Below are 12,829 nucleotides of genomic sequence, written 5' to 3'. Positions count from 1 at the left end.
TTGTACCGAAGCAAAAATTATAAATCAGGGGCTTTTCAGACACGAAACTATCGCACAAAGGAGAAGTAATGGACGCACTGGCAATAAAATTGACGTCGTTCTCCCAATCGGGGGGGTGTGGATGCAAGATTGATCCGACCGCGCTGCATCAGATTCTTGAAAAAGTACCCAAGCATTGGGCCCAATCCGATCTGCTGGTCGGTATAGAAAACAATGACGATGCCGCCGTCATGCGTATCAGTGAACACGAATCGCTGATTTTCAGCAGCGATTTTTCCACGCCGATAGTAGACGATCCTTATACCTATGGCCGAATAGCCGCCGCCAATGCGCTCAGCGATATATACGCCATGGGCGCGGACCCCCTGATAGCCAATGCCCTCGTCGGCTTCCCGGTTAACAAGCTGTCGATGGACAGCATGCAGGAAATCATGCACGGCGCGGTCGATGTCTGTAAGGATGCGAATATACCGCTCGCCGGCGGTCACAGTATCGACAATCCGCAACCAATATTTGGTCTTGCTGTCATCGGCCGGGTGCACACGCATATGGTAAAAACCAATTCCGGCGCTCAAGCAGGTGACATGTTGATTCTCACCAAACCACTTGGCATCGGAATTCTTGCCAGCGCCATCAAGGCAGGCACATTAGGCGCCTCTGCCTACAAGAAATTTATTCACCACATCACCCAGCTGAACCGGCCGGGTTCCTGGTTGGGTAAGCAGCCAGAGGTGCATGCCCTGACCGACGTAACCGGATTCGGCCTGGCCGGGCATTTGTACGAGATGTCCCGGGAAGGGCAGCTCCGCATGGAAATCGACACCACCGCGGTGCCGGTAATCGAAGAAGCCTGGGCCTTGGTGGAGGAAGGCATGGTTCCGAGCGGTGCCTACCGCAATATGCACAGTTACGGCGATTCGCTGTTTTTTGCGGATGACTGGAATATCGACCACCAGCTGGTGTTTACCGATCCACAAACGAACGGGGGCCTGCTGATAGCGGTTGCCCCTGAAAAGGCCGGAATGTGTCTGGACAAGCTCAAAGAATTCGGCTTCGCGGAAACTGCCATCATCGGTCGGATCACCACGCCAAAGGGAACAGAGGCGCCCGTGGTTTTCAATCGCTAACCCGGGGTAATTGGCGATCATGGACGCGGGACTGTTCCCGACGTTATTCTCGCTTGGCTTGCTGGGCGGGTTCCTGTCGGGTCTTTTGGGTATCGGTGGCGGCATCATCATGGTGCCGCTGCTGCTGTACGTGCCGTCGGCCTTGGGGGTGGGCGCCCTGAGCATGAAAACCGTGGCCGGTATCACCTCGGTGCAAAGCTTTTTCGGGGCGCTGTCAGGCGCCATCGGCCACAAGCGCTATAACCGTGTCAGCATGCCGCTGGCGTATGCCGTGGGTGGGAGCGCCACGGCCGGCTCCCTGACCGGTTCGATTGCCTCGGTCTATCTCACCTCCGAAGTTCTGCTCATGGTATTCGCCGCCATGGCCATCGTCGCGGCCATCATGATGGTGCTGCCGAGACATGAAAACGGACCCGAGCCCGACGTGGAATCGCTCCGGTTCAATAAACCGCTGGCAGTGGTGATAGGGCTCGGAATAGGATTGTTGTCCGGCATTATCGGACAGGGCGGGGCATTTCTGCTTGTGCCGGCCATGCTCTATATACTACGGATTCCGACGCGCATCACGATCGGGACCACCCTGGCGGTGGGCATTGCCTCTTCGGCGGCGGTGCTCGTGGGCCGCCTGGGAACCGATCAGATACCCTACCTGATGTCCGCTGTGCTGGTTGCCGGCGTGCTGATTGGTGCGCAATTGGGCAGTGTTATAAGCCAGAGAACGCCGCGCCGGCTGCTGCGCGGGGCGCTTTCCGTGCTGATAGCGGGCACAGCCCTCAAGATCTGGTACGAGTTGTTGCTTGCTTGAGCAGGCCATATTCGTCGGGAATAAAAGCTTGGGGAAGTGCGTCGTGTTAGCTAGTTTAGATAACGTAATATTTCCCGTCTTTAATAATTAACTATTCCAGCAGTGTTAATACACTAGGGGATACCATGCGGGGACGTTTATGGCCATGTATCGTACTGGCAGCGTGGGCAACGGTCGTTGCGGCTGTCAGCTATGCCGATCCGCCTCCCGGGTACGCTTTCCTGCATTACGACGAAGCCCTCAAGGCAGCACGCCAGCAGAATAAAAAAATATTTGTCTACTATGGCCGTTACGGCTGTGGATTCTGTGAAAAGACCAACAAGGAATCCTTTAGCGACCCGGCGCTGAAAAAACTCTATACCCGGCATTACGTAATTTCCTACGTGGACGCCGAGAGCGGGCGGCGCCTGGTGCTGCCAAATGGTGAGCGCATAACGGAGATGGAGTTGGGTGCGCGTCTGAAGGCAAAAGTAACGCCGGTTTTTATCTATATGGATAGTGACGGTAAATCCCTGCTCAAGGTTCCGGGCTTTCAGACCGTACAGGACTTCATCAAGTACGATCAATATATCAACGGCGAACATTACAAGAAAAAATCGCTGGAACAGTTTCTTTCGCAGCCTCGATGAAACGTGAATATTCTCTGGCGCTGATTTTATTTTTCAGCACGCAGACGCATGCCGAAGGATGGGACTTCGGCGAAAAGATTGCTGTTGCCCCCGTCAACGAATCCAGCGTGTTTCAGCATCTGGACGCGACCGGGCGCAAAAGTATTGCCATGTCCGAAAAAGTGCTGGCTGTGGCATGGGAAGACAATCGCGACGGCTCGCCGCAGGCCTATGTCAGCTTCAAGCCCGCGGGCAGTAATGTTTTTACCTCGGCAAAACGGATCAGCTCCGGGCAATCGGCTTTTGCTCCAACCATCGTGGCGCTGCAGGAAGACCGGTTTCTTGCCGCCTGGGAACAGGACAGCGCCATTTGGGCGCGATGGGTGACGCCCTCGGGTCTGGGACCATCGGTAAAAATAAGCGGATCGAACGCCACACAGGTAGCGCTGGCGACGCAGGACGGACAGCACATTATCGCCGCCTGGTGCCAGCGGGCGGGAAAATTCAACCGGATCGTCACGCAGGAATTAAAAGCTGGCGCCGGAGAAGAGCTGATCCGCATCGGCAAACTAAAACCCGTGGACGTCAAGCCGCCAACAGACGACCAGTCATACCCCATGGTGGCCGTGACTAAAATAGGAACGGTTATCGCCTGGGAAGATCGCCGGCATCAACATACCATGCTGCTTTACAGCCGTGCCGCGACGCGTGGGAATTTCAGCGAACCGCAGGTGCTTAACGAGGTGGTGAAAAAATCCGACCGTTATGGTCGAGGCAATGGTGTCATGCGGGTTGCGCTGACCGCGTATGGCGAGGACAAAGTTGCCGCGACATGGATGGACAAGCGCGGAAACCAGACCGGTTACGATGTTTATGCCGCTTTCAGCAGTGATGGCGGCTGGCGTTTCGGTATTAACGAGCTGGTGCAGGATTCATTCGCCGATCAATATGCGCAATGGCATCCCGCCATCTCGGGCGATGCGGCTGGACGCGTGATCGTTGCCTGGGACGATGACCGTGACGATGTTTCGAGCATCTGGCTGGCGTGGAATACCGGGGAAGGCTGGAGCACCAATATCTCGCCGCCGGCGGCATCGGGTGAGGGTGTCAAGACCAGTCCTTCGATCACGCTGGACGCGCAAGGCAATTTGCATCTGATTTGGCTGGAACAGGGGGAAGAAAATGGCCCGGGCCGGATCATGTATGCCATGGGGCGCAATCGGGGTGAGCCATCGCCCCCGACACAGCAATCAAAGTAAGCCGATATTGCCCTTCAGGTTACTGCGTCAGCGGGCGGTGAATGCGCTCCAGCAGGGTCTCGCTCGTTTTCATCTGGCCTTCAAGATCCTTGCGGACTGTTTCCATTTCGGCAATGCGCTCGCCGAGGGTATCCAGGTTTTCGTGAATCTTTTTCAGGGCCTCGAAACTGCGGTCGATGGTGGCCTTGTGCTGCTGGATCTGGGCAAAGACCGGCGATACGGCTGCCTGGAACCAGTTTTTCGACGCGGTATTGCATTCGGTAAAGAGGTGCCGCGCCTGGCTCACCATCGTGATAAAGAACTTTTTGATGACGAAATGTTGCTCCGTCATCATCGTGACGGGACTGTCGCGGAACGCATCGGCCCGCTCTTCGAGTTTCTTGAACTCCACCACGAACGGCAGCAGTGACAGCCGCGGGGGCGTGATCTTGGCCAACCCGTATTCGGTGTGCAGGCGCAGGTAGATGGCCTCGACCACCTTGCGGATTTCATCGGATTCGGCACTGACCTTTTCCATGCGTTCGAGGGTTCCGGTAAAAAACGCCGCCATGCCGGTTTTGAGGCCACGCGTGGTCCAGGTTTCGTTCATGCCGATGCGTGTTTTCGCAATAAGCTCGTCCAGGCTCGTCATGCTGAGGTGGCCGAGCAGGATCTGCGCCTGTCTCGACAGCGCGGCCTTGGTTAACAGGAATCCCTCGATTTCCTTGTCGTATTTCTGCTTTTCTGTGCGCATGCGTACGACCATTTTCTGAATCACATCGAGGTTCTTTCCGCTCAACTGCTTGAGCTCGGTCAATTGCTTGTTAACACCGGCAAGCTTGGCCTCAATCAGTGCACGGCTGCTTTCGACCCGGCCGCTCACTTCATGCACGATGCGGTTGCGGATCAGCATGTGGCGCGCCGGGATCAGGTCCTGTGTGAGTTTATCCTCCAGCGCTGACAATCCGCTTTTGGCGGCCAGTGCGGTGTCACCCTTGATTTTCGCGATCAGCCCCTTCTGCGCGGATACCGGAAAGATGAGCTTACGGTCGATGCGCAGCGTGCGTGCGGTTTCCTCCACTTGGCTCGCGATGGTTTTAGCCACGGCGGCATCGTCATGCAGTTCATCCCAGAGAATATCAATCTTGTTCAGCGCCACCAGCTGGGTATTGCCTCTCACCGTGTTCACGTGGTTGGTCCAGACTTCGAGGTCGGTCTTGGTGACGCCGGCATCGGCGGCCAGCAGGAACAGTATCGCCTGTGCGCCGGGAAGGGTGTTTAGTGTCAGCTCGGGTTCGGCACCCAGCGCATTCAGTCCGGGCGTATCGAGAACCACCAGCCCCTGTTTGAGCAAGGCGTTTGGAAAATTGACGACGGCATGGCGCCATACCGGGACTTCGACTGTGTTGCCGGAGATCGGTGCGTTTTTATTGGCGGGCTGCTTTGGATCGTACAGTCCCAGCTCCTGCGCTTCGCGCAGATTGACTTTTTTGGTCTTGGTTATTTCCGAGAGCGCTTCGCGTACTTCCTCGGCTGAACTCAGCTTCAGGATATGAATCGTGGTCCAATGCACCGGTGTGCGCTTGTATTCGGAGATGGTCAGCGCCGTCTTGCGCGTCTCGATCGGCAGCAGCTTGACGCAAGGCCCGTCCTTCTCGTCCCAGCGCAGTTCGGTGGGGCACATGGTGGTGCGCCCGGCCGCGGAGGGCAGCAGTCGTTGTTTGTAATCGGAAAAGAATATGGCATTCAGCAGCTCGGTCTTGCCGCGCGAAAATTCGGCCACCAGCGCCACCGTCAGCTTGTCCGACTGCAACATCTCGATCAGTTCGTAGACGCGCAGATCCTGCTCGCCGTCGGAGAAACCCTGCTGTTCCACCCAGGTCTGGTAATCGGCAATCGCCTGGGCGATATCGTCGCGCCAGCGCTTGAATTGGGTCAGCCCGCGCGCAAAGCCGTCGAGCGCGGCCTTGGCATTGCGCGACTGGACGAAATCGTCCATGGCCACGACTTTACCGTCGTCGTTGGCGACGTTTTCCTGTGCTGCTGATGTCCCTGGTTTAGCGGTCAAGGCGCCCTGCCTGAAATTCCATTAACTAAAGGATTTAGCTCATATTTATGCAAAAGTCAGGCCAGCACCCTTGATCATCAGGCGATTTAACCGGTTTTTTGTCACATTTCTCTCCGGCAAGGGTCCCGGCAGGGCTGGAATCAAGGTGAAAAGGAGAGCAAACGCGCCATTCACCGCCAAATCCGGGTAGGCGATTAATTATCGGTAGCCGGTTCAGCATCCTTGCCGTAATGGCCACTGGTAAAGCGTTTCATCGGTTTCATTATTTGACGTCGATATATCTTAAAATCGGGCAATGAAGTGTGCGCACCACGGGACCAGCAATAAAAAATGACAACAGTCTCTGACAGCCCCATCCATCAGCATTTGACCCTTTACGTCCCCGGATTGCTCAGCCCGCAAGATAGCGACACTGCTCAAAACGGTTCTTTGCGCGCGCTCGAGACGCTGCTGTCGCGGGCGGAAGTCATCGACCGCGGTTTTCCGCAGGGCTACGAAGAGGGGCTGTTCGCCTTGTTCGATCTCGTGCGGCAGGAAAACGCCGATCTGCCGGTGGCCGCCGTCACGCGCATGTTCGACATGGGCGTGATTGATAACGATTGGTGGTTACGCGCGGACCCGGTGCACTTGAGTCTCGATCGCGACCGCCTGATTCTCGCCGATGCACAGAAACTGGAAGTCACCAAAGAGGAAGCCAGTGGCCTGATCGCGGAGATCATGGAAGTCTTCACCTCCGACGGATGGCTGCTAAAAGCGCCGCACCCGGAGCGCTGGTATCTCAAGCCAATGCGCGCCCCGAAGCTGACTACCTCCGCACTATCGCAAGTGGTCGGGCGCGACGTCCATGGATTCCTGCCGCGCGGTCCGGACGAAAAGGCTTGGCACACCATTCTAAACGAACTCCAGATTCTGCTGCACACCGCGACGGTCAATGTCGAGCGCGAAAAAGAGGGCAAGCTTCCCATCAACAGCCTGTGGTTCTGGGGCAGCGGTCGGCTTCCCCGCATCGCACCGGTATCCTGGACGCGGATATGGAGCAACGAACCCGTAAGCCTGTCGTTGGCGAAACTGTCCGGTACCGCAGCGGGAAATGTCCCGGGTGGTTATGCCGAATGGCATAAACAGGCGGGCCAGACCGGCGAGCATCTGATCGTGCTGGATGAGATTCATGGCGCAACACTCTACAATGACGCAGCGCGACATCAGGAAATGCTTCACAGGCTGGAAAAAAACTGGATGGAACCGCTGCTGCGCGATTTAAAATCCGGCGTCATCGTGCGCCTGACCCTGATGACCGATGCCGGCGTCAATTTCACGCTGACATCCCGACAGGCACGGCGTTGGTGGCATTGGCGTCGTTCCCTGACGTCGCATTGTCAAGTATGATTCTCGGGAAGGGGTCATGCACTTTCCCGAGAATCATACGTGGCGTAGTTTTCGGGAAGGGGTCATGCACTTTCCCGAGAATCATACGTGGCGTAGTTTTCGGGAAAGGGTCATGCACTTTCCCGAAAACCGTACAATGATCGCCAGCGCCAAAATCATCCGCCGCCCGCCTGTGGGGTCAGAAAGCTTTCTGATGGATCTGCACCCGGTGTTGCAGCGCATCTATCTGGCGCGCCGGGTGGCCTCGCGCGAGGAGCTGGATAAATCACTGGGCCACCTTATTCCGCCGACCCAACTCAAGGGTATCGACGAAGCTTCCATCTTGCTCGCAGAAACCCTGCGGCAACAAAAACGTATTCTGATCGTGGCCGATTTCGATGCCGACGGTGCCACCAGTTGCGCGCTCGCCTTGCGTGCCCTGCGCAGCCTGGGTGCCGCGGATGTGCGCTATCTGGTGCCGAATCGCTTTGAATTCGGTTACGGCCTGACCCCGGAAATTGTCGCGCTGGCGGCACAACAATCGCCGAATCTGATCATCACCGTCGATAACGGTATCTCAAGCAACGAAGGCGTTAAGGCGGCGCGCAGCCTCGGCATTGACGTGCTGGTCACAGATCATCATTTGCCCGGCGAGTCGCTGCCGGAAGCAACGGTGATCGTCAATCCGAACCAGCCCCATGATACGTTTCCGAGCAAGAACCTCGCCGGTGTCGGCGTTATCTTCTATGTCATGCTCGCGTTGCGCTCGCGTCTGCGCGCGAGCGGGTGGTTCACCGAGCACAACATCACGGAACCCAATTTGGGCCGACTGCTTGATCTGGTCGCGCTCGGCACCGTTGCCGACGTGGTGCCGCTTGATGCCAATAATCGCGTCCTGGTAGCGCAAGGTTTGAAGCGCATCAATCAGGGCCAATCCTGCGCCGGCATCGAGGCCTTGTTGCGCGTCGCGGGTCGCCAGCCGCAACGCGTGACGGCCATGGACCTGGGCTACATCGTCGGCCCGCGTCTCAACGCGGCAGGCCGGCTCACTGACATGTCGCTCGGCATTGAATGCCTGCTGACGGATGATTTCACGGCAGCCCATACCATGGCGCAGCAACTCGATGCCCTGAATCGCGAACGCCGCTCCATTGAAGCAACCATGCAGCAACAGGCCGTTGCCGAGGTAGAAGGTTTAAAGCTCGACATGACGGCCCTTCCCCGTGGCTTGTGCCTGTTTCACGAATCCTGGCATCAAGGCGTGATCGGCATCGTGGCCGCGCGCATCAAGGAGCGCACACATCGCCCGGTAATCGCGTTTGCCCCGGTCAATGAAACCGAAATGAAAGGCTCGGCCCGTTCTGTTCCCGGCCTGCATATTCGTGACGCGCTCGATGCCATTGCCGCGCGTCATCCACATTTGCTCAGCAAGTTTGGCGGGCATGCCATGGCCGCGGGCATGACACTGGAACGGCTGCACTTCGATGCCTTCCGTTCCGCCTTCGATGAGGAAGTCAGCCGTCATCTGTCTGAGGACGATCTGCAAGGCAAGATCGTCAGCGACGGCGAACTGATGCCGGACGAGGTGTCGCTCCCGGTCGCCGAACTATTACGTGAGGCCGGCCCCTGGGGGCAGGGATTTCCTGAGCCCTTGTTCGATGGGTTCTTCGAAGTCGCCAGCCAAAAGGTGGTCGGCGAGAAACACCTCAAGCTCAGCCTGCGTCTGCCCGGCGTAGAAAAAACCTTCGATGCGATTGCCTTCAATAGCGTCCGTGATGGCAAGCCGCCGGCCTACGGGCGTATCCGCGCCGCCTTCAAGCTGGACGTGAATGAATACCAGGGGTATCGGTCCCTGCAGCTGATCCTTGAACATTTGGAACCGGCAGATGCTGTCGTTCCCGAAGCGGAAGCGGTCACCACCGACTGAATGAGCCCCATGCACCCCCGCGGTCCCGTCGCATTACGGGCGCACGCAGGTTAATATCCTGCGCATGAAACTTCTGGAAGATTTTGTCGGCAACACGCCGCAGGTCAGGCTGCAACGGCTGCCGGGCAAGACCACGAACACTATATTCGCCAAGCTGGAAGGCAATAATCCCGCCGGCTCGGTGAAGGACCGCGCGGCGCTGTCCATGATCAAGCACGCCGAGGCGCGCGGTGAAATCAAGCCTGGAGACACGCTGATCGAGGCCACCAGCGGCAATACCGGCATTGCGCTGGCCATGGCCGCGACCATGAAGGGCTATCGCATGGTGCTCATCATGCCGGAACATCTGAGCCTCGAACGCCGCGCCGTTATGAAAGCCTTCGGCGCCGAGCTGGTGCTGGTGACGCAGAAAGAGGGCATGGAAGGCGCGCGCGATCTGGCGGATAAAATGGAACGCGAAGGCATGGGCAGGGTGTTGGACCAGTTTTCCAACCCCGACAACCCGCGCGCGCACTACGAAAACACCGGCCCGGAAATCTGGCGCGACACCGACGGCAAGATCACGCACTTCGTCAGCGCCATGGGCACCACCGGCACCATCATGGGCGTGTCGCGTTTCCTGAAGGAAAAGAATTCGAAAATTCAGATCATCGGCGTGCAGCCATCCGAAGGCTCACAGATTCCCGGCATCCGCGCCTGGCCCAAGGAATACCTGCCAAAGATTTACGATGCCAACCGCGTTGATCGCGTCATGGAAGTAACCCAAGTGGAAGCGGAAGACATGACGCGCCGTCTGGCGCGCGAGGAGGGCATCTTCTGCGGCATCTCCTCCGGCGGCGCCATGCATGCCGTGCTCAAGCTCTCACAGGAACTGAAAAACGCCGTGATCGTCACCATCATCTGCGACCGCGGCGATCGTTATCTCTCGACCAACGTATTTCCCGAATAAGATTATTATGAATTTTTCACCGCAGAGGACGCTGAGCACGCAGAGAATGAACTTGTTTATTGTTTATTTTCCACTCACACTGCGTTCTCCGCGGTTAGATTTCTTATGAATATTCTTGCATTCGACATCGAAACCATCCCCGACGTTGCCGCCGGCCGCAAGCTGTACGGCCTCGACGGCCTCAGCGACGCCGATATCGCACAGGTCATGTTTGCCAAGCGCCGCGAACAAACCGGCGAATCGGAATTCCTGCGCCATCACTTGCAGCGCGTAGCAGCGATCTCGGCGGTGTTGCGGCGCGAAGACAGCCTCACGGTGTGGTCACTCGGCGAACCGGATTCCAGCGAGGCCGATCTGATCCGCCGTTTCTTCGATGGCATCGAGAAATACACGCCAACCCTGGTGAGCTGGAACGGTGGCGGCTTTGATCTGCCGGTATTGCATTACCGCTGCCTCACGCACGGTATTTCCGCGCCGCGTTACTGGGAAAACGGTCGCGACGATCAAAGTTTCCGCTGGAATAATTACCTGAGCCGCTTTCACGAACGCCACACCGACTTGATGGACGTGCTCGCCGGTTACCAGCCGCGTGCCGGCGCGCCGCTCGATGAGATGGCGCAACTGCTCGGCTTTCCCGGCAAACTCGGCCGCCACGGCAGCGAGGTGTGGGGCCAGTATCTGGATGGCAAGATCGGCGAGATTCGCGATTACTGCGAGTTCGACGCGCTCAATACTTATCTTATTTACTTGCGCTATGAGCTCATGCGCGGCAACCTCGACGAGGCCGGTTACAAGCGTGAAGCCGAAATGGTGCGCAAAACCCTGCGTGACGCCAATAAGCCACACTTCAATGAGTTTCTTAAAGCCTGGAAATAAGCGCCCCGCACATGGTTGTGCCCTTAATGAAAAAGCCCAGTCCGCATACTGACTCGCCGTCCGGCGAGGAAACCGCCGTCGCCGCGGTGACCTCCTTTACCCATGACGGCAGCGGCGTGGCGCGCCTCGACGGCAAGGCGGTGTTCATCGAAGGCGCTTTGCCGGGCGAGAGGGTGCGTTTTCGCTACCTGCAGCGGCGCAAACGCTACGATACCGCCGAACTGCTGGAAATCCTGGAGCCGAGCCCAGATCGGGTTGCGCCGCCATGCCCGCATTTTGGGTCCTGCGGCGGCTGCGACCTGCAGCACCTGCGCCCAGAGTTGCAGCTTGAGGCCAAGCAGCAGATTCTGGCGGAACAGCTGGAGCGCCTCGGCAAGGTCAAACCGGAGTCGTGGCTGGCGCCTGTTACTGGCCCAACTCTCGGCTATCGTCGGCGCGCACGCCTGGGTGTGCGCTCGGTTCCGAGCGAGGGCGGGGTCGTCATAGGTTTTCGTCAAAGAAACAAAAGCTTTCTGGAGAATCTTCAGACTTGTCTTGTACTGGAGCCGAAGGTTTCGGCGCTCCTGCCGGCGCTCCACGAGCTGGTCGCCGGGCTTTCCTGTCCGGGTCGCATCCCGCAAATTGAAGTGGCAGTCGGGGACAACGCCGCGGGGCTGATATTCAGACATCTGGACCCGCTCACGGAGGATGACCGGGGGATGTTCGCCGCGTTTGGCGAGCATCATGACATCCGGATTTATCTCCAGCCGTCGCGCCCGGATTCCATCGCGCCTTTGTGGCCGGCCAATCCAGAACCGCTGTCTTACCGGATTCCGGCCTTCGATGTGGAAATCCGTTTCGAGCCGGCCGATTTCATCCAGATCAACCACGTCGTCAACAACGCCACGGTCGCGCAAGCGCTTAAGCTCCTCGAGCTCGCGCCGGATGACAGGGTGCTCGATCTGTTCTGCGGCCTGGGCAATTTCACTTTGCCACTGGCACGCCGGGCGGCTCATGTCTTGGGAGTGGAGGGTGAGGCAAGCCTGGTCAGCCGCGCCCAAGCCAATGCACGCTTAAACCAGATTATGAATGTTGAATTTGTCAGCGCTGATTTATATCGTAAAAGTTCAGACACGACATGGAGCAGCTTTCAGGCCAATAAACTCCTGCTCGACCCACCGCGTGGCGGTGCGATGGAGGCGATCAAGAGTCTCGTCGAGCCGCTTCCGTCAAGAATCGTTTACGTGTCCTGCTATCCGGCGACGCTGGCGCGCGACAGTGAATATCTCGTGCAAACGCTCGGCTATCGTTTCGCCGCCGCCGGCGTCATGGACATGTTCCCGCAGACCAGCCATGTTGAATCCATGGCCCTGTTCATCAAACCCTGACGCATGGCCACAACGCAGCATACTATTGAAGTCGATATCCCGGCCCAGACCCTGATCCTCAAGGATGCCAAGGGCAAGGAGCTCATGCGCACGCGCGTCTCAACTGCCCGCAACGGCGCGGGGGAGCAGGATGGCAGCGAAAAAACCCCGCGTGGTGAGCATTATATTCGCGCCAAAATCGGCGCCGGCCTGCCGCCCAACGCGGTGCTGATATCGCGCCGCCCCACGAGCGAGATTTACTCGCCGGCACTGCGCGCCGCCTTCCCGAATCGCGACTGGATCCTGACGCGCATCCTCTGGCTCTGCGGGCTGGAACCGGGTAAAAACCGCTTCGGAAACGTCGATACCATGCGCCGCTACATTTATATACACGGCTGCCCGGACGAGGACCCCATGGGCGTCCCCGGTTCGCGCGGCTGCGTCAAAATGCGTAACAGTGAACTCATTAACCTCTTCGACCGCGTCGCCGCCGGCACGCGCGTGATCATCAAGGGCTAAT

Annotated in this window: 11 protein-coding genes; 10 read left to right on the top strand and 1 reads right to left on the bottom strand. The window is 58.0% G+C overall.

Annotated features, from left to right (window positions below; all coding sequences use genetic code 11):
- Positions 1-68 precede the first annotated feature (68 nt).
- The 4 genes from selD (at position 69) to NUV55_RS02150 (ending at position 3,799) form a co-directional block, all read left to right on the top strand.
- The gene (gene selD / locus NUV55_RS02165) at positions 69-1,127 is read left to right on the top strand and encodes a selenide, water dikinase SelD (RefSeq protein ID WP_296669978.1); all 1,059 of its coding nucleotides are present in this window, start codon (positions 69-71) and stop codon (positions 1,125-1,127) included.
- Between the two features lie 19 nt (positions 1,128-1,146).
- Entirely contained in the window at positions 1,147-1,932 is a 786-nt protein-coding gene (locus NUV55_RS02160; protein ID WP_296669977.1) for a sulfite exporter TauE/SafE family protein, read from the top strand.
- Positions 1,933-2,057: 125 nt separating this feature from the next.
- Positions 2,058-2,561, top strand: a complete 504-nt coding sequence (locus NUV55_RS02155; protein ID WP_296669975.1) for a thioredoxin fold domain-containing protein — start codon at positions 2,058-2,060, stop codon at positions 2,559-2,561.
- Positions 2,558-3,799 (top strand): hypothetical protein, encoded by a 1,242-nt coding sequence (locus NUV55_RS02150; protein ID WP_296669974.1) that lies wholly within the window; start codon positions 2,558-2,560, stop codon positions 3,797-3,799. Before NUV55_RS02155 ends, NUV55_RS02150 begins: the two co-directional genes overlap by 4 nt.
- Positions 3,800-3,818: 19 nt before the next feature.
- Here the strand turns inward: NUV55_RS02150 and NUV55_RS02145 are convergent, their stop codons facing one another.
- Complete coding sequence (locus NUV55_RS02145; RefSeq protein ID WP_296669972.1) at positions 3,819-5,846, bottom strand: dynamin family protein; 2,028 nt, start codon at positions 5,844-5,846, stop codon at positions 3,819-3,821.
- Positions 5,847-6,176: 330 nt separating this feature from the next.
- Between NUV55_RS02145 and NUV55_RS02140 the strand changes: the two genes are divergently transcribed.
- The 6 genes from NUV55_RS02140 (at position 6,177) to NUV55_RS02115 (ending at position 12,828) form a co-directional block, all read left to right on the top strand.
- Positions 6,177-7,232, top strand: coding sequence for a hypothetical protein (locus NUV55_RS02140; protein ID WP_296669971.1), 1,056 nt, complete (start codon positions 6,177-6,179; stop codon positions 7,230-7,232).
- Positions 7,233-7,368: 136 nt separating this feature from the next.
- On the top strand, positions 7,369-9,138 hold the full coding sequence (gene recJ, locus NUV55_RS02135; protein ID WP_367280321.1) for a single-stranded-DNA-specific exonuclease RecJ: 1,770 nt from the start codon (positions 7,369-7,371) through the stop codon (positions 9,136-9,138).
- Between the two features lie 64 nt (positions 9,139-9,202).
- Positions 9,203-10,087: a cysteine synthase CysM gene (gene cysM, locus NUV55_RS02130; RefSeq protein ID WP_296669968.1), complete on the top strand. Its 885-nt coding sequence runs from the start codon at positions 9,203-9,205 to the stop codon at positions 10,085-10,087.
- A 105-nt stretch (positions 10,088-10,192) separates the two neighbouring features.
- The gene (locus tag NUV55_RS02125) at positions 10,193-10,963 is read left to right on the top strand and encodes a 3'-5' exonuclease (protein WP_296669967.1); all 771 of its coding nucleotides are present in this window, start codon (positions 10,193-10,195) and stop codon (positions 10,961-10,963) included.
- 26 nt (positions 10,964-10,989) lie between these two features.
- The gene (gene rlmD, locus NUV55_RS02120; protein WP_296669966.1) at positions 10,990-12,330 is read left to right on the top strand and encodes a 23S rRNA (uracil(1939)-C(5))-methyltransferase RlmD; all 1,341 of its coding nucleotides are present in this window, start codon (positions 10,990-10,992) and stop codon (positions 12,328-12,330) included.
- Between the two features lie 3 nt (positions 12,331-12,333).
- On the top strand, positions 12,334-12,828 hold the full coding sequence (locus NUV55_RS02115) for a L,D-transpeptidase (RefSeq protein WP_296669964.1): 495 nt from the start codon (positions 12,334-12,336) through the stop codon (positions 12,826-12,828).
- Position 12,829 lies beyond the last annotated feature (1 nt).

The organism is Sulfuricaulis sp. (genome assembly GCF_024653915.1).
Taxonomy (GTDB): Bacteria; Pseudomonadota; Gammaproteobacteria; order Acidiferrobacterales; family Sulfurifustaceae; genus Sulfuricaulis.
This window is presented reverse-complemented; position numbering and strand designations above follow the sequence as displayed.